The sequence below is a fragment of the Pedobacter gandavensis genome (assembly GCF_014172405.1).
Classification (GTDB): Bacteria; Bacteroidota; Bacteroidia; order Sphingobacteriales; family Sphingobacteriaceae; genus Pedobacter; species Pedobacter gandavensis.
The window spans coordinates 1,097,500-1,117,602 of sequence record NZ_WNXC01000001.1 but is presented as its reverse complement, the minus strand read 5'-3'; the positions used below and the strand labels follow the sequence as shown (position 1 = coordinate 1,117,602).

At 40.7% G+C, this 20,103-nt stretch carries 21 protein-coding genes; 15 read left to right on the top strand and 6 right to left on the bottom strand.

Annotated elements, in window-relative coordinates; translation table 11 throughout:
* The first annotated feature begins 104 nt into the window (after positions 1-104).
* The 8 genes from GM920_RS04430 to GM920_RS04395 all read left to right on the top strand — a co-directional run bounded on the left by GM920_RS04430 (position 105) and on the right by GM920_RS04395 (position 9,448).
* Positions 105-608: a GNAT family N-acetyltransferase gene (locus tag GM920_RS04430; protein WP_182953798.1), complete on the top strand. Its 504-nt coding sequence runs from the start codon at positions 105-107 to the stop codon at positions 606-608.
* Positions 609-774: 166 nt separating this feature from the next.
* The gene (locus GM920_RS04425; RefSeq protein WP_182953796.1) at positions 775-1,857 is read left to right on the top strand and encodes a universal stress protein; all 1,083 of its coding nucleotides are present in this window, start codon (positions 775-777) and stop codon (positions 1,855-1,857) included.
* A gap of 284 nt (positions 1,858-2,141) precedes the next feature.
* On the top strand, positions 2,142-3,482 hold the full coding sequence (gdhA, locus tag GM920_RS04420; protein WP_182953794.1) for an NADP-specific glutamate dehydrogenase: 1,341 nt from the start codon (positions 2,142-2,144) through the stop codon (positions 3,480-3,482).
* A 194-nt stretch (positions 3,483-3,676) separates the two neighbouring features.
* Positions 3,677-5,176 (top strand): sensor histidine kinase, encoded by a 1,500-nt coding sequence (locus GM920_RS04415; RefSeq protein WP_182953791.1) that lies wholly within the window; start codon positions 3,677-3,679, stop codon positions 5,174-5,176.
* A gap of 12 nt (positions 5,177-5,188) precedes the next feature.
* Positions 5,189-5,938 carry a LytR/AlgR family response regulator transcription factor gene (locus GM920_RS04410; RefSeq protein ID WP_235964428.1) on the top strand — a complete coding sequence of 250 codons (750 nt, stop codon included), beginning with the start codon at positions 5,189-5,191 and terminating at the stop codon, positions 5,936-5,938.
* 127 nt (positions 5,939-6,065) lie between these two features.
* Complete coding sequence (locus tag GM920_RS04405) at positions 6,066-8,741, top strand: outer membrane beta-barrel protein (protein ID WP_182953789.1); 2,676 nt, start codon at positions 6,066-6,068, stop codon at positions 8,739-8,741.
* 85 nt (positions 8,742-8,826) lie between these two features.
* Positions 8,827-9,093, top strand: coding sequence for a 4a-hydroxytetrahydrobiopterin dehydratase (locus GM920_RS04400; RefSeq protein WP_182953787.1), 267 nt, complete (start codon positions 8,827-8,829; stop codon positions 9,091-9,093).
* 73 nt (positions 9,094-9,166) lie between these two features.
* On the top strand, positions 9,167-9,448 hold the full coding sequence (locus GM920_RS04395) for a hypothetical protein (RefSeq protein WP_182953784.1): 282 nt from the start codon (positions 9,167-9,169) through the stop codon (positions 9,446-9,448).
* 58 nt (positions 9,449-9,506) lie between these two features.
* Here GM920_RS04395 and GM920_RS04390 read toward each other — a convergent pair whose 3' ends face one another.
* Both GM920_RS04390 and GM920_RS04385 read right to left on the bottom strand, forming a co-directional pair.
* Positions 9,507-10,388 (bottom strand): universal stress protein, encoded by an 882-nt coding sequence (locus GM920_RS04390; protein WP_182953783.1) that lies wholly within the window; start codon positions 10,386-10,388, stop codon positions 9,507-9,509.
* 9 nt (positions 10,389-10,397) lie between these two features.
* Positions 10,398-11,981, bottom strand: a complete 1,584-nt coding sequence (locus GM920_RS04385) for a BCCT family transporter (RefSeq protein WP_182953781.1) — start codon at positions 11,979-11,981, stop codon at positions 10,398-10,400.
* A gap of 164 nt (positions 11,982-12,145) precedes the next feature.
* On the opposite strand from GM920_RS04385, the gene GM920_RS04380 reads away from it, so the two are divergent.
* The 5 genes from GM920_RS04380 to GM920_RS04360 all read left to right on the top strand — a co-directional run bounded on the left by GM920_RS04380 (position 12,146) and on the right by GM920_RS04360 (position 16,130).
* On the top strand, positions 12,146-12,640 hold the full coding sequence (locus GM920_RS04380; protein ID WP_182953779.1) for a DinB family protein: 495 nt from the start codon (positions 12,146-12,148) through the stop codon (positions 12,638-12,640).
* A gap of 116 nt (positions 12,641-12,756) precedes the next feature.
* Positions 12,757-13,437 carry a GNAT family N-acetyltransferase gene (locus GM920_RS04375; protein ID WP_182953776.1) on the top strand — a complete coding sequence of 227 codons (681 nt, stop codon included), beginning with the start codon at positions 12,757-12,759 and terminating at the stop codon, positions 13,435-13,437.
* A gap of 115 nt (positions 13,438-13,552) precedes the next feature.
* Positions 13,553-14,035: an RNA polymerase sigma factor gene (locus GM920_RS04370; protein ID WP_182953774.1), complete on the top strand. Its 483-nt coding sequence runs from the start codon at positions 13,553-13,555 to the stop codon at positions 14,033-14,035.
* A 10-nt stretch (positions 14,036-14,045) separates the two neighbouring features.
* Positions 14,046-14,645 carry a hypothetical protein gene (locus GM920_RS04365; protein ID WP_182953772.1) on the top strand — a complete coding sequence of 200 codons (600 nt, stop codon included), beginning with the start codon at positions 14,046-14,048 and terminating at the stop codon, positions 14,643-14,645.
* Between the two features lie 147 nt (positions 14,646-14,792).
* Positions 14,793-16,130, top strand: a complete 1,338-nt coding sequence (locus GM920_RS04360) for an alpha-L-fucosidase (protein ID WP_182953770.1) — start codon at positions 14,793-14,795, stop codon at positions 16,128-16,130.
* Positions 16,131-16,275: 145 nt separating this feature from the next.
* Here the strand turns inward: GM920_RS04360 and GM920_RS04355 are convergent, their stop codons facing one another.
* Positions 16,276-16,467: a cold-shock protein gene (locus GM920_RS04355; RefSeq protein WP_062548246.1), complete on the bottom strand. Its 192-nt coding sequence runs from the start codon at positions 16,465-16,467 to the stop codon at positions 16,276-16,278.
* 528 nt (positions 16,468-16,995) lie between these two features.
* Here GM920_RS04355 and GM920_RS04350 point away from each other — a divergent pair.
* The gene (locus tag GM920_RS04350; protein WP_182953768.1) at positions 16,996-17,214 is read left to right on the top strand and encodes a hypothetical protein; all 219 of its coding nucleotides are present in this window, start codon (positions 16,996-16,998) and stop codon (positions 17,212-17,214) included.
* Here GM920_RS04350 and GM920_RS04345 read toward each other — a convergent pair.
* Positions 17,211-17,651 (bottom strand): SRPBCC family protein, encoded by a 441-nt coding sequence (locus GM920_RS04345; protein WP_182953766.1) that lies wholly within the window; start codon positions 17,649-17,651, stop codon positions 17,211-17,213. The two genes, GM920_RS04350 and GM920_RS04345, sit on opposite strands and share 4 nt — an antisense overlap.
* Before the next feature lie 239 nt (positions 17,652-17,890).
* Here GM920_RS04345 and GM920_RS04340 point away from each other — a divergent pair, with 239 nt between their 5' ends.
* A complete protein-coding gene (locus tag GM920_RS04340) occupies positions 17,891-18,721 on the top strand; it encodes a 3-keto-disaccharide hydrolase (RefSeq protein ID WP_182953764.1) in 831 nt (276 codons plus the stop codon).
* Between the two features lie 77 nt (positions 18,722-18,798).
* Here GM920_RS04340 and GM920_RS04335 read toward each other — a convergent pair whose 3' ends face one another.
* A complete protein-coding gene (locus GM920_RS04335; protein WP_182953762.1) occupies positions 18,799-19,572 on the bottom strand; it encodes a glucose 1-dehydrogenase in 774 nt (257 codons plus the stop codon).
* A 37-nt stretch (positions 19,573-19,609) separates the two neighbouring features.
* Entirely contained in the window at positions 19,610-20,086 is a 477-nt protein-coding gene (locus GM920_RS04330; RefSeq protein ID WP_182953759.1) for a hypothetical protein, read from the bottom strand.
* Positions 20,087-20,103 lie beyond the last annotated feature (17 nt).

Sequence of the window (20,103 nt, the reverse complement as noted above, 5' to 3'; positions counted from 1 at the left end):
AATGGTGATGCTCAAAATTAGGAAATACTATTGAGTTCTTTGCGGGCAGATTGTCATTGCTCCATCATTCTAGGAATAAGGTTTTTTAGTAAATTTACCGCCCTATGGTAATTAGACAAGCAATTTTAAAAGATATCCCCGCGATAATGGAGCTGGTAAAAGCGGTAGTGCCCTTAATGAATGCTGCTGGAAACTGGCAATGGGACCATACTTATCCGAATCCTGCTGTTTTTGAAAAGGACATTAGCCTTCAGCAGCTATGGCTGGCTGATATGGAGGGGGAAATTGCCGGAGTTGCAGCGATCACTACGGATCAGGACGCCGAATATGCGCAGGTAGGTTGGGATCTTCAGGAAACCGCGATCGTGACACACCGACTGGCTGTTAGTCCTAACCACCAGGGGAAAGGGATTGCCGTAGCCTTATTGCAGCAAGCGGAAAAGGTAGCAGTTGATCGTAAGATTCCCATTTTACGAATTGATACCAATTCTAAGAACGAGGCCACGCAGAAGCTGTTTCCAAAATTAGGTTATACTTATGCTGGAGAGATCGATTTGGCTTTCAGACCTGGTTTGAGGTTCTTTTGCTATGAAAAACGGCTCCATTAATTTGGTTAAATTAATTCCGGTTCTTAAAACCTTGTGCGGTAAATGTTTGTTGTTATTTTAGATATTTCTATTTTCCGCTGGTTTTCAATTCTGATTTTTCTACGCTCTGATACACGATTGCTTTAGCAAAGGGAGAGGAGATGGATGATTAAAAGGAGGTTATAACATGGAAACATTTTTTATTAAATTCAAAGCTGGAAGCTTGGATTTAAGTGCGATCATTACTACCGCAGAACAATATCGAAGATTTAAGGTAGAAATGGTGACCAATGAAAAAGATCCCATTATACTGGATCGCTCTTCAAAAGGCAATTGGGAAATTGTAGAACGTGGAGAACGAACCTTGTCTGATGCCGATTTCCAGGAGCTTGAGCGGGCTATTGACCATCAATTGTATAAGTTTTACAGCGGCAAGCATATTTTGGTGCCGACTGATTTTTCTGAATCCGCCAATAATGCGGCTCTATATGCTGCCGGACTGAGCAAGCAATTAAAAAGCACCAAGATCACTTTATATCATTCTTTTGAATCTATTTTAATCCCAGTTTCCACAGGATTTGCTCCCGTAGGGCCTGGATTTACGGAGTCGGCGGAAGGGAGCTCGACGAAAATTAATGCTTTAAAAGAAGAGTTGGAGAAAGAAGTTTTACCGGAAACTAAGGTAGAAGCTAGAAATGACGATAGAACCCTGGTTCCAGCCATAAACATGTTGGTTCAGCAATTGCGAGCGGGTATGGTGGTGGTCGGGATGACAGGGAAAGGCAAGCTGGCGAGGGCTATTGTAGGAAGTAATACCATCGATCTGGCGAAAAACTGCCTGGCTCCGCTATTGGTTGTTCCTGCCGGACTAACTTTCAAAAAAATAGAAAAAGTAGTTTTTGCCTGCGATTTGAAAGAGGTGCTGGCCTTTACTCCGGTTCATGCCATCAAAACTTTTGTAAATGCATTGAATGCCTCGCTGTTAATCTTTAATGTAGATCCCAGGAAAGGGGATTTTGATCCGGATGAAATGAAGCAGTTGACAGCCTTACATGAGTTGTGGGACGATCAGAAGCCGGAATACCATTATATAGATCATGAGGATGTGGTGAAAGGGATTATTGCCTTTGCAGATGAGAAAGGAGCACAACTGGTGGTTACTATCCCAAGAGTTTATGGTTTTATAGAAGGTCTTTTTCATCAAAGTGTCTCAAAAAGGCTGGCTTATCATACTCATTTGCCATTAATGTTCTTTAGGAGCGGTTTCTAACCCATTAAAAATTAGCTTTTATGGATTTCTCTTTCGAAAGCATGGATATTTTACGCTTTGCCTAATTATGCTTTGTGTTATTTTGATTATTTAATTTTATTTTTCGAAAATTAGGCTATTTTTGTTTTCGGAGCCAAATGAAACGTATTAATGTTTTTCATATCCTGATAATTCAAATAACTAACTTATTTTTTCCTGAAAATTCTGATGAACTCCAAGACCAAAGGTCTGCATTTTAGGTGCACGGACTTTTTGTTGCCAATTTTTTAACCTAACACACACAAATGAACCAAACGATCAATGAATTTATGAGTAAAGTAGCGTCCCGCAATACTCATGAACCAGAATTTTTACAAGCAGTATATGAAGTAGCAGAATCCATTATCCCTTTTACAGAAGAAAACCTGAAATATAAGGTGAATAAGGTTTTGGAGCGTATCGTTGAGCCTGAACGTGTGGTTATTTTTAGAGTACCTTGGTTAAACGACAAAGGTGAGGTAGAAGTAAACCGTGGTTTCAGGGTGCAGATGAACAGCGCCATTGGTCCTTATAAAGGTGGTTTGCGTTTCCATCCATCGGTAACCCTAAGTGTCCTTAAATTCCTTGCCTTTGAACAGGTATTTAAAAATAGCCTGACTGGCCTCCCTATGGGTGGTGGTAAAGGTGGTGCAGATTTCGACCCTAAAGGGAAGTCTGATGCAGAAGTCATGAAGTTCTGCCAGAGTTTCATGACGGAATTATACCGCCATGTAGGTGCAGATGTGGATGTTCCTGCCGGAGACATCGGTGTGGGTGCAAGAGAAATTGGTTATTTATTTGGTCAATATAAACGCATTAAAGGCGAGTTTACAGGGGTGTTAACCGGTAAAGGCTTTGAATGGGGTGGTAGTTTGATCCGCCAGGAAGCTACCGGTTACGGCGTAGTTTATTTCGTAGAAGAAATGCTAAACGTGAAAAATGACTCGCTTAAAGGTAAAACGGTGGTCATCTCCGGTTCTGGAAATGTAGCCCAGTTTACGGTAGAAAAATGTATCCAGGTTGGTGCTAAGGTCTTGACGATGTCGGATTCTGAGGGTTTTGTTTATGATCCTGCAGGAATTGATGCGGAGAAGCTGAAGTTCATTATGGAGCTGAAAAATGTGCGCAGAGGAAGAATTAAGGAGTATGCTGATGCGTTCAACTGCCAGTTTTTCCCGAATGAAAAGCCTTGGGGCATTAAATGTGACATTGCTTTCCCAAATGCAACACAGAATGAACTGGATGAAAGCGATGCCGAATTATTGGTAAGTAATGGTTGTATTTGTGTGGCAGAAGGGGCTAATATGCCAACCACGCCGCAAGCCATTCATGTTTTTGAACGCGCTAAGATTTTATATGCACCAGGGAAAGCTGCAAATGCAGGTGGAGTAGCAGTTTCCGGCTTGGAAATGTCTCAAAACTCTCAGCGCTATTCCTGGGATCGTGAAGAAATTGATGGTAAATTGAAAGTGATCATCTCTCAGATTCATAAAACTTGTATGAAGTATGGGGAAGAAGCTGATGGATACATCAATTATGGTAAAGGAGCAAACATTGCAGGTTTTGTGAAAGTTGCAGACGCCATGATTGCACAAGGCATCGTTTAGAACATCGTATTCGTTTTGATATAGGCCGGATAAATACCCGTTAAAGGTGTTTGTCCGGCTTTTTCTTTGAAGTTTTAAACCTGATTTCTGTTTTTTGTACCAGATATCCGGTGTCTATCCCATATTTTGTAGGCAATTAGCTCCGGTTCGTATCCTTGTATCAGATCCTGAACTAAAAAAGATCTTGAACCTGTATGAAAAACAAACTCATCAACCATGAAATTCTGTTCTTTGTGTTGTTGGCTGCCATGTCGACCATCAAAGTGTCCCTGTCGGTGGGAATTACGGAGCGTATGGCCGCGCTTGTATTGCCCACTTTGTTGCCAAGAATTGGGGTGATCCTGCTTTTTTTAATGGTGTATTTATGGATCAATTTATTCACTATTCCTCGTTTCAAGCGGATTGAAAAGAAGGGCTATCTGGACTATCTCTACTTAGTTGCTCAGTTGTTGGCCTTAAGTTTTTTGCTGGCCTTCGGGGTAAATGTGGCCAGTTATTATGCAAATCCAGCAATTTACAATTATGGCGGATATCAGCTGTTTGCCTTGTTTGGGTATAACGATCAGCCCCTAAAATCAATTTGGATGGGCTGGGAGCGAGGTTTACTGATCCTGACTTTGTATGGGGTTTATGCTGCTTTAAGAGAATATTTGTGTTATAGGATTGAGAATTCAGGCTCAAAAAAAGGTTATTATACCTTGATCGTCAACCAGATTTCGGGTCTTTTAGTGATCTATTTAATTATCCCTATATTCTTGTCTACTTTCAATCTCTTTGCCAATGATCTATATTATCTGGTGTATTTTATGGTGGCTACTTCTGTTGTTTTTATTTATGTAAGTAGTGTTTATTGGTTGTTTCCTAGTTTTTTAAGTGGGAATAAATTGAATATTGGTTTTGTTCTTAGGTTACTCTTATCTACGTTTGTCTTTGCTTGTCCGTTATTGTTTTTTTTGCCTGATTTCAATTTGTTCCGGACCTTATGGTTAGAGAATTGGGTATTCCAATTGGTATTTACAGTGCCTTGCACCTGGCTGCTTTATCGTCAGCAAAAAGATCGGCTGTTGGAGTTGAAGCAAGCAGCGATGGAGTTGACACGTTCCAAAGCAGACTTACAATTTTTACGTGCGCAGATCAACCCACACTTCTTGTTTAATGCACTGAACACTTTGTATGGGATCGCATTGATAGATGGTTCCAAAAGAACCGCGAATGGCATCCAGATGTTGGGAGATATGATGCGCTTTATGTTGGAGGATAATCAGCAAGATTTTATTCCAATGAAGGATGAGCTTGCTTACCTGGAAAACTACATCGCCTTGCAAAAGCTGCGGATCCTGCCTTCCGACCAGATCAGGCTGGAAACTAACCTGGAAGTGGCGTATTGTGATCATTTGATTGTGCCCATGCTGTTGATCCCTTTTGTGGAGAACGCTTTTAAGCATGGCATAGCTGCCGATGAAAAATCCTGGATTGTACTGGAGCTGACCTGTACAGCGGATTGCATCCATTTTAAAGTGCGTAATGGCGTTCCTAAAGCGATTTATATTGATCCGGAAAGAAAATCATCAGGGATAGGGTTGAATAACGTTAGAGAGCGTCTAATGCTGTTCTACGAGGGCAGATATCAGTTGAATTGCCATACTGTTGAGGATGAATACCTCGCTGAACTCACTATTCTATTTCCAAATTAATCCTCAAAGCATATGATGAGCACTAGAACCACAGCTGTTTTAAAGGCGATAGCGATTGATGATGAGCCGATTGCCCTGGAAGTGATTAAGAATCTGGCTTCGGAAGTGGCCTGTATAACACTTGATGCTTGTTTTACCAGGACTAAAGAGGCCATGGTGTACCTGCAACAGGAGGCGGTGGACTTGATCTTTCTAGACATCAAGATGCCTGGTTTGTCTGGGATTGAGTTTTTGAAGGCGCTTCCAAATCCACCCATGGTGATCTTCACGACGGCCTATTCAGAACATGCCGTTCAGAGTTTTGAACTGGATGCCATAGATTATCTTTTGAAACCATTCTCTTTTCCCAGGTTTTTGAAGGCCTGTAACAAGGCTTTCGAACAGCAGCAACTGCGTCTTCCTGGAACGGCGGTCGGGCAGGATTTAGACAAAAAAGGAGCAAGCGCAATTTTCATCAAAAGCGGATATGAGCTGGTTAAAATTGAACTGGATGATTTGCTATATGTGGAGAGTATTGGCAATTATGTGCAGTTTGTTTTAACAGATGGATTGCTGCGGTCGCGCTTAACAATGGTAGAGGCAGAGGGCTTATTGTCGGCGCATTCTTTTGTTCGGGTCCACCGGTCTTTCCTGGTTTCCAGCTCCAGAATTACGAAGCTGGATAAACGGAATGTATGGTTAGTGGATAGGCCTGTTCCTGTTGGAATGATGTACAGATCAGCGCTGGAAAAAATGGTTTTTGAATCACCGGAAAGCCGATAAACTCCTAAAATAATCACTCATGTTGTTCAAGATTTTGATGACAATTTCATTGTCAATAGGGGCTTTTGTGCCCGTGTTTTCTCAATATTCAGTTAAAGGTGTAGTTCGCTTTATTGACTCTAACTAATTGAATTTAAATGTTAATTTCGTTTTAAGAAAACAAGATGTTGTCCAAAGCCAGGGTAGCTTGTCTGGGGGTGGTCGGTTTGAATGGAAGGGCTTAACTCCCGGTAAGTTTTTCTTGTTGCTAAGCGCGCTGGGCTATGCAAATCACCGTTCAGAATTTGATTTGGATTTGAAAAATCCGAGCCTGGATCTTGGCAAAATTACCCTGCTGCTGAAAGCTCAATTGTTGGAAGAAGTAAAGATTTTTGCCACAGTCCAGCCCATCACCATCAAGGGAGATACTACAGAATATCATGCGCGGGCATTCCAATCTAACCCCAATGATAAAGTTGAAAATCTGCTAAAACAGCTCCCTGGAATTTCGATTGATAAAGCAGGGAAGCTGAGTGCGCAAGGACAGACGATTACCAAAATATTGGTGGATGGGATGGAGTTTTTTGGTGACGATCCGACTTTAGTGACCAAAAATATCAGGGCAGATATGGTGGATAAATTGCAGGTCTTTGAGAAACAAAATGACCTCGCCACATTGACCGGTGTGAAAGACGGGAAGGGTGCTCGGACGCTTAATATCACACTCAAGGCTGATAGGAAGAAGGGGTATTTTGGAAAAGTAGAACTGGGGATGGGAACGGACGGCTATTACGGGTCTCAGTTGATGTTGAATTTATTTAATGGCCAACAAAGGATTGCGGTGTATGGGGTAGCTGGTAATAATGGTACGACGAGCTTGAGTTGGCAGGATGAGGTCAAATACGCCTCTTCAAGCGTCGATCTTTCCGTTCCGGGATATCAGTTAGATTTGGGCGGATACGACGAACTGGAGTCTCGCAGTGGGCGTTATGAGGGACAAGGGCTTCCTGTGGCCAGAACGTCCGGACTGCATTACGAGGACAAATGGAATAAAGATAAAAACAGCCTGAATTTTAATTATAAAATTGGATCGTTAAAGACGATTGGGGAGCGAGGAATGAGTAGTCAAAATAGTCTGCCTTCAGAAATCGTCAATACGCATACGGATCAGGTATTCGAGAATGAGGTGTTTCGACAGAAGCTGGACGGGCTGTTAGATTTTAAGCTGGACAGTATTGCCAGCTTGAAAATCGTAATCAATGCTGGGCTTAAAAACATCCATGCCAGTACGGAAGCGCTTTCCACTGTGGCTGTAATTGGGCCTGCTCAAGGATTGATTGTTGAGCAGGAAAACTTAAGGTATTCGATAGAAAAGTCAAGTTTACAGGAAATTATGTCGTCAATTTTGTATTTGAGGAAGTTAGAGAAGAAGGGGCGGACTGTTAGCCTGGGGCTAAAGAGCGCTTTAGTGCAGCGCCAGATGGAAGGGCAACTCAACTCCGACACCAGAATAGCTTCAGCCGGTGTAGCCAACCGTCATGAGTTGATTGATCAAGATAAAACCAGTGCAGTTTCCAGTAAGAGCCTGCACACAAATGTTGCTTATTCAGAACCGCTATCAACGTCAATGCTACTGCTGGTTAACTATGGGCTAGGGTTCAGTAAGAACAGCATCAGTAGGTTTTCATTTGATCGTAGGAAGGAACTGCAATTTGAAACTCCAGATCCCTTGTATAGCAATGATTTTGAGCTGAAAGAGTTTGCCCAGGAGGCAGGTCTTAATTTTAACCTGGCCAAAAATAAAACCCTGCTTAATTTTGGGTCAAAACTGACTGCAGTCGGGTTAAAGCAGTTGGATTATTTTTCTAATAAACCAACCGATCAACAATTTTTGCTCTGGAATCGGCAATTGAACTTTCAATATAGCCTCTCTCCGCAATCCAATATTCGTTTCAACTACGAGGGGATTGCAATTGCGCCGCCTATTGCGAAGTTGCAACCGGTTCTGATCAACGACGATCCGCTTCATATTACGCAAGGGAATCCGTTCCTGAAACCTTCTTTTAGCAACAGGTTTTTTGTCGGATATCAGTCCTACAACGAAAGCAACGGGCAGTTAATAGGCGTATTTGTGAATTATGGAAGGGTATCCAGTCCAATTGTCAACAAGATGCAGGTGGATACACTGGGAAAAATATTTACGCAATTCAGGAACCTTTTTGATCAGCAAAGCAAGAGTCTAAACCTTTCCTTGTTTTTCGACCGTAAGCTTAAAAAGCTAGACCTCAGTGCAGGAATCAATTTCAATGTAAATGGCAATACGGGTTATAACATATCAAATGATTCGCTTAATAGACTCCATGATTATACCTACAAATTGCAAATGAGGTTTTCAAAATTGATCCTTAATGTCTATGAATTTAACCTGAGTTTCGGACCCACTTATACGGTTAGCGGTAGTTCTTTGCAAGCAAAATATCCCAATAATGGAAGCGGTTTTCTGCTGGACGGTGATTTCAGGGTTGACCTGCCTTTGAAATTTCAGCTGACAGCAACAGGAGCTTATCAGTATCTTGGGAAAACAGCAGCTTTCAACCAGCGTTTTTCCAGATTGATGCTGAATGCGGCGATTAGCAAAGTGTTTTTGAAGGAAAATGCATTGAAGGTTTCATTTGCAGGTACGGATTTATTGAACCAGAATGTAGGGTTTTATCGAAGTATAGCAGGGAGTTTAATCACACAACAAATCTCTACAGTGATCAGGCGCTATTTTATGTGGGCTGTGGCTTATGATCTGCATAAAATGAGATCCAATTCCAGATGATGGATCTTTCCCTCAAACAGTTATCAATTCTCAACTGTTTTTGATCATGTAGTTACAATGAAGTGGCTATTCTATATTGATGACAATGGATAACGTAGTTCAGAAACAATGGGAAGAGGTAGATAAAAAACTGTATAAGGTATTGATATTTAAAGATTTCCAGGAAGCATTTGCTTTTATGGTTCGGGTAGCCTTTCTAGCGGAGCAACACAATCATCATCCAAAATGGACAAATGAATGGAATAAGGTAGAGATCTGGCTCAGTACGCATGATGCCGGAGGTGTGGTCACTGAAAAAGACAGAAGCCTGGCTAGAGAGATTAATGAACTCTTGTTGGTTGAAGCGAACTGAAACTAAAAATTATGCGAATTGTTATAGCTGATTTAAATCTAAGAATATGGAAAAGATAATGGTTTAATTCGATATGCCAGGTGTATCGGCAGAGCAGTATGAACAGGTTTGGAAAGACCTGCAGGCAGCTGGCCAGTCCAGACCAAACGGTTTGATACATCATGCAGGAGCACCTACAGTCAGCGGCTGGTTGGTTGTGGACATTTGGGAATCTGAAGATCATTTTAAGAAATTTGGGGAGATACTGATGCCCATTCTTAGTAAAAATGGGCTTTCAAAAAATGACCCGGTGGTTTTACCGCTCCATCATATGTATTCAATGGACAAGTCGCCAGCTTATGAATCAAAACTCTAAGACACAGAAAGGTGTCCATCATAACTGTATACCTTTTTTTATGGGGATATAGCGTTGATTAGGATTCAATTTTGTGTTTTACAAAGAGTAAACAGGCATTGCTCTCCAGGTAGAGCACCTCATTTGCTACACTGCCCATAAATAGTGTGGTGACTGAGGTAACTCCTTGAACACCCATGATCAATAGGTCGGCCTTTTCCTTTTTTACATACTGAATCAATGCAGAAGCAATATTCTTGTCTTCCGCAGGAACGACTTTTAAAGGGTTGGCGTTGGGGTAAAGCTTGGCCCACTTTTCTGATTTCATCTTAATATCTTCCTGAGTATTCTTTCTGATCTCGGCATTGGAAAGGCCAGGGAAGAACTTCCAGGACAATTTGGAGATGTTTATAGGCTCAAATGTCAAGTCTGCTTGTTGATGGTGGTTTTTAATGAGTTTACCCCATTGCATCACCGTAGGCGTGTATTTGGAGAAATCTATGGCCTCGATGATCTTTTTAGGCGCCGGATTGTAGGTTTCAGGTACGAGTAAGGTCTCAAAAGGAAGCATCCGGATTAACTTATGAGCCAATCCACCATTGCCTTCCAGGTTTTGCTTGTTGCCCAGTACGGCCAGGTTAATTTGTTTCTTTTTGGCCATTTTACTGAAAGACAGTTCCGTATAATCCTCAAAGCTGACTTCTATGTCATAAGGGAGCTGATCGCCCAGGAGTGCAGGAATAGTGGCCTCTAGCTTCTTTTTAATCGTGTTGGCGATGGTATTTAGTTGCTCAGGGCTTTTGAATGATTCAGGAAGCTCCGATTGCTTGATGTTATGAAAGAAAGTCACCTTGTTGAGGGGTAATAGTTCTGAAAGTAGCTTAAGGTATTTGATCAGTGGCTGATCCATTTCAGAAAGATCAAGACCTGCAAGTACTTTTATGTTTGGGGTTGATGCCATATCTTCTTGTTATTTTTGCTCAGACATTAGGTCTGAAATGGTGTCTCTATAGCTTTTCTCCTGTTTAGAACGGAGTTTCTTTTTATGCTTGTTCAGTTCTTCCTGGAGTCCTTTTTTCAGGCTGTAGCACATGAGTAAAATGATGACTGCAAAAGGGAGCCCGGCAATGATCACGGCAGTTTGTAAGGCTTCCAATCCGCCACCCCAAAGTAAGACGATGGCCACGATGGCCTGTGTGAATGCCCAGAAAACACGCTGTAATGGTGGGGTATAGGAGGCGTTACCTGAAGTAATATTGTCGATTACTAAGGATCCTGAATCAGAAGAAGTGATAAAGAAAAATGCCACAAGTAATACCGCAAGGCCGGATAAGATGGGTGTAAAAGGGATTTTTTGCAGGAAGACAAACAGCGCTGTGGAGATGTCGGTATTCACTGCATCAATCAAGGTATGGTCTCCTTCCAGAATAAAATGAAGGGCAGTGCCGCCAAAAACAGTCATCCACAATAGGGTGATGATGGCCGGGGCAATCAATACGCCAAGGATAAACTCTTTGACGGTTCTTCCTTTCGAGATTTTCGCAATAAAGCTGCCCACAAAAGGCGACCAGGCAATCCACCATGCCCAGTAAAATACGGTCCAGGAGTTTTGCCAGCCTGATTGCCGGTAACTGTCGTTCCAGGTGCTGATTTCTATGAAATCGGCCAGGTAAGACCCGGTGTTCTGAATGAAGCTTTTTAACAGGTAGATGGATGGTCCAAATGCAAACACGAGCAGCATTAAGGCGAAAGCCATGATCATATTTCCTTGGCTCAGTAATTTAACACCTTTATCTAAGCCCGAAACAACGGATATGGTGGCTATGGAAGTTACAATGACGATGATAAAGGATTGTAGTGTGGTAGACATTCCCCAGCCAAATAGGAAGTTTAAGCCGGCGTTCATTTGTTGTACCCCCAGTCCGAGGGAAGTGGAAAGGCCAAACAATGTGGCGATTACAGAAAGGATGTCTATTGAATGCCCCCACCAGCCATGAATGCGTTCCCCCAAAAATGGATAAAATAACGAACGGAAGCTGAGCGGAAGTTTTTTATTAAAAGAGAAGAAGGCGAGTGCTAATCCTACTACTGCATAAATCGCCCAGGCATGTAATCCCCAGTGTAGGGCGGTAAATTCCATCGCCTGAATGGCGAGCTCCGGAGCCGAACCCGCAGGGCGAGGGGGCTGTGCGAAATGAGAAACAGGTTCAGCAATACTGAAAAACATAATTCCTATCCCCATTCCCGCACTGAATAACATGGCAAACCAGGATATATTGCTGAATTCCGGCGTTGCATCTTCTCCGCCAAGACGAATCCTGCCAAACTTCCCAAAAGCTAAATATAGACAGAAACCGAGGATGAAGTTGACGGTCAGGATTAAGAACCAGCCGAGGTTCGCGGTGATCAAAAGCTTGGTGCTGTTAAACCAGGCATCCAGGGATTCTTGAAAGAGCAGGCAGAGTACAAGGCTAAATACGATCAAAAATATCGAGCTGTAAAAGACCGGCTTATTGATGATAAATTTAAAATTTGGCTGGTAATTTTTAAGCATGATCGCTGGTTTATGAAGGCATAACATTTTTTTTCTCATTAAGTTTCTGATTCTGGCGCAATTGCCCCTTTTTATTGACGTTTTACTCCCCTTTATTTCAGCAGAATCTACTTAACTTTAATAGCAGGTAACCATAATTAGTTGGACCATAAAATCATAATGTTATGGAAGTAAATACAGTTAGTGTCAGAATGCAAGGGTTATTGTCGTTGTTTGACCTTCATACTGGTTTTTTTGCGAAGGCGCTTGTAGGTGTTTCAGAAGAAGATATGTACAACCGTTTAAATACACAGGCGAACCATATGGCTTGGCTGACAGGTTCTTTAGTAGGGCAGCGTTTTTGGATGACTGCGGAGACTAACCCTGGACTTAAACAGACAGGTTTTGAGTTGTTTAGTGAGCACAAAGGGATCCAGGAAGGAGTGAAATATCCAACTAAAGAAGAATATTTGAAAGATTGGGAGATGATTAGCCCGATTGCCCGAAAGGCTTTAATAAATATCGAAGATGAAAAGCTGGACAGTGAAATCGATATGGGTTTTATGAAAATGACTTATTATGAGATGATTAGTTTTTCGATTTATCGGGAAGCGAGTATCATTGGCCAATTGGCACTATGGAGAAGGTTGTTAGGTTACCCAGGATTGAAGTACGATTAGTCATTTCTTTGATGGCATAACATACACCCCTTGATGTTCCGGTTAAAAGCGGATTGTCAAGGGTATTTTACTTTATTTGTTGCCTTGTGAATCCTATATTTATCTGTTTAAATCCTATGATCACAAACGAAAACAAATTAGATAACCCGGTTTGGTTTTCACTAACCGAAAGCCATGAAAAATTCTCAGTCAACTATGGTGATGTCAAGTTTTATCACCCAGACTATTGCCCATTTGGAGGTTTTATCACACTGGATTCCACAGCAAAACCCCTGGAGGAGTATTCAAATTTAGCCAGTAGCTTTTATGTGGTTGGTAAACAACCCAATTATCATCCTTCATTAACTTTAAACAAAGAACTCATTTGCCTTCAAATGGTGCTGGATACTCCGATTAATATGGAGATCAGCGAGGATATTATTCCTTTGAAGGCCGAGCATAAAGCAGATTTACTCAGACTTGTGAATCTGGTGCAACCAGGCTATTTCAAGAACAATACACCCGAATTGGGTAATTACTACGGGATTTACAAGGAAAAGGAACTGGTTGCGGTTACGGGAGAGCGTATGAAAATGAACGATTATACCGAAGTGAGTGCGGTAATAACGCATCCAGATCATACTGGCAAAGGATACGCCAGGCAATTGGTTGCCCATACTTCCAATCAGGTATTTCTGGAAGGTAAAACTCCTTATCTGCATGTCGCCGAAATCAATGTTGGCGCAATAAAGCTTTATGAAAAGCTGGGCTTTGTAACCAGAAGAAAAATCAGCTTCTGGAACTTCATTACCTCTTAAAAGCTGTTTTCTGTGTGCTATTTTTCAAGGTCGTTATGCCGACCTTGAAAAATTAGCTTTGATTTTGTGATTTTTAGCAGGCTTCCTATACTAATAGCTTGTAGTTCATTTTTCTATGGAAAATAAAAAGGAGTTTGTAGAAATTATTAAAGATAACCAGGCGCTTATTTATAAGGTGGTGAAAGTGTATACTGATGGCAAAGCGGAGGAACAGGATTTGTATCAGGAGATCATCTATCAGCTATGGAAATCATTTGCTTCTTTTAGAAATGAATCAAAATTGACCACCTGGATGTATCGTATCGCATTAAATACGGCAATTGTTCATTTGAAAAAGGAGCAGAGAAAGGGGAGTCAGGTGTCTATTGATGAGCAGGTCTTGAATCAACCAGATACCAGTGATACACTGAAAGAAGAACAATTTGCTCTTTTATATGCACAGATCAGAAAACTGAATAGCATTGATAAAGCAATTGTACTGCTTTATCTGGAAGGCAAAACGCATCAGGAAATCTCCGCAATAACGGGCTTCAGTACTACTAATGTTGCTACGCGTCTCAGTCGGATTAAACAAAAAATCATTGCTCAAATCAAATAAAACCTCGGTTATGGAACTAGAAGAAATGAAATCCCTTTGGGAAGAAATGTCCAGTAAAATTGAAAAACAAAGTAAAATCACGGATTCTTTAATCCTTAAAATGACAAATCAAAACTATAGGCGTAAAGTTAATAAGCTGATGGTTTATGAAGTGATCGGTGCTTTAGTTTGTCTGCTGGGCTTGTTATTTATGGCAGTCAATTTTTATAAGTTAGACACCTGGTACTTGCAGGTCTGTGGCCTTGTTTCTGCTTTAATCCTTATTTTATTGCCTGTTTTTTCTATCAAAGCACTTTGCAGGATGAGCAGGATCAACATCTCCGAGAATAATTACCAGCAGACTTTGAAGGCGTATTCGAAAGGAAAAGTTCAGTTTCTTATGGTTCAGAAGGCCAGTTTTTATGCTGGAGCCATTCTTTTGGTCAGTTTACTCCCTGTGATGGGCAAGCTGATTGCTGGGCATGATTTCTTCAAGGTCAGCAATATTTGGCTCGTTTATGCGATAAGCTTTCCTTTTTTCTATTATTATGCGGTTTGGGTCTCGAATAATTATACGAAGTCGGTGCTGGAGGCAGAAAATATGCTTAAAGAGCTGGCGGAAGTTGCTTAAGTACGGAGGCTAATGGTTTTCTGTTTTTAACTATTTTTAGTTAAGCTCTTGTGTAACAGAAAGCTAAAATCGTTTAATCATATGGCATTATCACAGAATTGTGAATGCCCATTATTGCTTTCTTTGTGATAACCAAATCACACAAGTATGAAAAAGAGCTATCTGCTGATCGCCGGATTAATGTTATCCAGTCCGGTTTTTGCACAAAAGAATTACTTAGAAGAATCGAAATCTGCCAAAACACAGCGCATGCAGTGGTGGCATGACGATACTTTCGGAATGTTTATTCATTGGGGCTTATATGCGATTCCTGCTGGAACTTACAACGGAAAGGATGGCGGCGCAGAATGGATTATGGAAACGCATAAGATTCCGACTGCGGAGTATGAAAAATATGCCGCGCAATTTAATCCTCAAAAATTTGATGCTAAAAAATGGGTAAGTATTGCTAAAGCTGCAGGAGCGAAGTATATCGTGTTCACTTCCAAACATCATGATGGTTTCAGTATGTGGGATAGCAAAGTGACGAAATATGATGTTATGGATGCGACACCCTTTAAGAGAGACATCATCAAGGAGTTAGCAGATGCCTGTAAGGCGGAAGGAATCAAATTTGGTTTGTACCATTCGATTATGGACTGGCATCAGCCAAATGCCAACCCAAAGCAAAAACCTGCAGAAAAACCTGATTTTGCTAAATATAGAGAGGAATATTTAAAACCTCAATTGGCCGAATTGATCAAAAAATACAATCCAGACATTTTGTGGTTTGATGGAGAATGGATTTCGGAATGGACAGAAGCTCAGGGAAAAGACTTGTACAATTATTTACGCGGTCTTAAGCCATCTTTAGTGATCAATAACCGAATCAGTAAGGCTCGTGGTGGTATGGAGGGCATGAATAAGTATGAAAATGCAGCAGGTGATTTCGGTACCCCGGAACAGGAGATTTTAAAGACCAATTCTCAGGATTATTGGGAAAGTTGCATGACCATCAACAACAACTGGGGTTTTGTAAAGAACGACCAGAATTGGAAATCAGCAGAAATGTTGATCAACAACCTGGTAGATGTGGCTGCAAAAGGTGGGAATTACCTGTTAAATGTTGGTCCAACAGCGGAAGGTGAAATTCCAGCGCCAAGTGTAGAACGCCTGGCTGAAATGGGTGCCTGGTTGAAAGTGAATAAACAGGCCATTTATGCCACAAATAGCCTGGAGAATTATAAAGAGGGGGATAACCTACGTTTTACGCAAAGTAAGGATGGGAAAACGACCTATGCAATCTTTAATAAACAGGATAATAATGAGCTGTCTATTGCTTCAGTTCAGCCTAAAGCAGGCTCAAAGATTTATATGTTGGGCGTAAATAAGCCATTAACATGGACTAATAATAATGGGAAGATCCTGGTGAAATTGCCGGAAACATTGCCCTGCAAATATGCCTGGGTGTTGAAAATAGAAACGGCCTCGAGGAATTCTAAGTAAAGTAATTCTATTTAATAAGTGTTTTGCGGCAGGTGTTTTCATTTTGAAATACTGCCGCTTTTCTTTTATACTCAACCCTTTCAGAAAAGGATAGAAACAAAAAAAGCATCTCTTTTGGAGATGCTTTAGATAAATCATCTATAAATTAGATGGCTTTAACATTTGTTGCATTTAGGCCTTTTTTGCCGTTTTCAACTTCATAAGTAACTTTGTCATTTTCCCTTACAGGTCCTGCTAATCCAGTTACATGTACAAAGATTTCTGCATCTCCGTTTTCTGGTACGATAAAGCCAAATCCTTTTGACTCGTTAAAAAATTTTACTGTTCCTTCTGGCATTGTATTTTATTTAATAATTAAAGATAAGTGTTATTGTTCCAAAAAACAAGCTGCTCATCGGAAATCAATAACAAGTGTAAAATAAGGATTGTTTAAAAGAATTCTAAGTTTTTTTGATAAAAAATTTAATAATTGTGGTTTTTCTGCTTAAATGATGGTTTAAGTACTGTTTTTTGATAAAAAAATTAATTTAATAAGAACTGTTTTGAAGCTACCATCAGTTCATTTATTGCATTTTTGAGGCCATAATGATTGATTTTACGGGATTCAATTTTTTTTTCTGGGGCGAGCTCTGCTTTCTCCAACGGAAATCATCAAGTAAAGACGTAGATGGTGTATCCAGCAATGATTTTTTTACATCTTCAAGCGGGTTTCCATCTAATATGGTCTGTTTTCTGACAATTGGTATTCAAGCTGTTTCTTGAATTGTCTTGACTATACTTTTTGAAGATAGAATTTTTGTATATTTACTTAATCGATTGTATTCATTTACAGTTGGATAGACCTGAATATTGTAACCTGAAATAAATGAAAAAGATAAGTTATATCGCTACTATGCAGAAGTGTCTGCTACTTTTTGTGGTTTTAAATTTGTTCACAGCGCTGGTGTTTTATTTTATTAAGGATGGATTTGAAATAAAAAAACAGCTTGCAAGTATTCCTGCATTGCTGTTCTTTTATTATTACCTGGCTTTCTTAAAAAAGATAAACTTAAGAAAAGCAAGGAAAGCCAAGCTGTCGATTTAAAGGATTTTATCCAATGCATCTAACATTTTTGTCCAGGACTCTTCTGCGCTTCCAACGAAATGTTCCCAATTTTCGGGCATTTTTTGCACTAACGTTAGCTCAGCACCTGTAGCACTAGGCACAATATCAACCTCTATTTCTGAATGATCAGCGGAATCTTTGCCTACAGCCCAGGTGAATGCAAGGCGAAGGGGGCGGTTAATCTCCAGATATTCACCTACATGGTCAATTTCTTCCGAATTTCTCAGGACGATAAATGAAAAGGCTCCTCCAACTTTAGGATCTGACGTTAGACTCACAATCTTTTCATCCCTGACATCGGGACCGAACATAAATCTTCCAATCATTGAGGTGTTCAACCAGGCATCAAAAACATCTTCAGCAGTTACCGAAAAATGGCGGGTTACAGTTGCATGAGCAGAGAGTTTATCATTCATGATCTTTAGTTTAAATTAGGTTTTTCTGTTGTTATTTTGGTATAACTGATTAGCACATCATAATGTTTTAGGATCCTGCTATTTTTTCAAATACTTATGGGCAGCGGCCTTGTACCTGATTCGATCTAAGCCATAATCATTCTTTTAATGAGGGTTAATTTCTTTAGCTAATGGCTAGGATAGTTATTGTCTGGTTTGTTTTTAATGCCTATTTTTAAAACCGAACCATTAATGAAATTATGAAACTAAAAATCAACTTATTACTTTTTGCATCCTTGACTTTTCTATCTATTAACCAGGCATCTGCCCAAAATGGCTGGATCAATCTTTTTAACGGAAAAGACTTGAAAGACTGGAACATTAAAATCGCCAAGCACGACTATAATGATAATTATGCCAACACGTTTCGTGTGGAAGGTGGCCTGATCAAGGTAAATTATGATGGATATGAAAATTTTGATCAGCAGTATGGTCATATCTTTTACAAGAAGCCTTTTTCTTATTACCTCTTAAAAGTAACTTATCGCTTTGTTGGCGATCAGGCAAAAGGAGGAGAAGGATGGGCGATACGAAATAGTGGTGCCATGTTGCACTGTCAGGCACCAGAAACGATGCTGAAGAACCAGGATTTCCCGATTTCCGTGGAAGGACAGATCTTAGGGGGTGATGGAGAGCATATTCGTCATACCAGTAATGTCTGTACTCCTGGTACACAAATCGTGTATGATGGAAAGCTGTTTACGCCTCATTGTCTGGATTCTAAGTCGAAAACTTATGCTGGTGATCAATGGGTGACTGCTGAATTCTTAGTGTTAGGAGATTCTGTGATTAAACACATCATTGATAAAGAAGTGGTATTGGAATATTCAAAACCTCAAATTGGTGGTGGTAATGTTTCCAACTACGACCCAAAAATCAAACAAGATGGCAAAGCTTTAACCGGTGGTTATATCTCTTTACAGAGCGAAAGTCACCCGATAGAATTTAAAGAAGTAAAACTTTTTAATTTGGAGCGCTATTCAAAAGATAAAGCAAAGCTGGATAAAGTACTGGCGAAGTTGTTAAATTAAGAAAGCCATCAAACAATAAACCTAAGCACAGGTATCATTTATTGAGCTGAAAAGCAGTAAATGATACCTGTTTTGCTTTAATCAAGGGTTTGTACCCCACCGCCATTAACGAACAGGATCTGTCCGCTAACCCATTCTGAAATTGGTGCAGCGAAATACAAGACCGCTCCTGAAATATCTGATGGGTTACCCAATCGCTTTATTGGAGTATGTGACAACATTTTTTCCTCTATTTCTGGTGTGAGTACGGATGCCAATGCCGCAGTTTTTGTAGCGCCCGGCCCAACGGCATTGACGCGTACTTCCGGTCCGAAATCCATGGCCAGGTTTGCCGTCATATGGTTCATTGCCGCTTTAGAAGATGCATAAGCACTCATATTTGGACTTTTATTGACGCTGCTCATGGAGGTGATGTTAATGATACTTCCATAACCATCCGCTTTCATTAAAGGAACACAGAGTTGTGAAAGTCTCCAGGCACTGAAAACATTGAGTTTAAAAACCCGTGCAAAGTCATCCACCGTAATTTTAAAGGGATTTTCGCGGCCACCACCACCACCGCCGGCATTATTGACCAGGATATGTACGCCGCCTAATTCCTGGCGACAGGTTTCCACCAGTTTGACCAGATCTTCATCATTCATCACATTGCATTCCACTGCAATTGCTTTCCCGCCATTACTAATGATTTCTGCAACCACTGCTTCTGCATCTTTAAGTTTAAGATCTGCAACGGCAATTGCCGCTCCAGCTTCCGCAAGCGTTTCGCAGCAGGCTTTTCCAATTCCATTACCACCGCCGGTTACAATGGCAACTCTCCCCGTCAAGTCAAAAAGTTCGTTTATAATCATATATGTAGATTTAATTTAATCTGAAAGGTGTTTTCTCTTACTCTTGTTGTAAGATTATAGCCGTTTTTCCAGCTTCCGTTTTGGAAATAACCCATTGTTTCTGACCGTTTTTGGTCATTTTGTATTTGTTGTCCTTAGCAATGTAGCTTTCTGCACCTTCCGCATCCAGCACAATCGATGGTTTAAACTCAACCGCAAAGACCTCCGCCTGTTTGTTATCCGAAGAAAACAACAGGTAACCGGCATAATTACTGTTCTGTAAGTCTTTCAATTTGGTTTTTAATTCAAAAGGACGGATACAATCCTGTTTCAATACCGACCAGCTATAGCCTGCCGCGATTAAACAGCCATGCTCGTCTTTATCACCACCAATCATTTTCTTCTCCGTGGTGGTATCGGTTGTAGCCATTTTTGCGGTGTCCTGTTTTTCAGTAGCGGTACTTGCTTTTTGAGGGGTACAACTAAATAAAGCAAGGGTAAAGAATGAAATTCCAAAGGTGTAAATTGTTTTCATAAAGCGTTTTTAGGGAT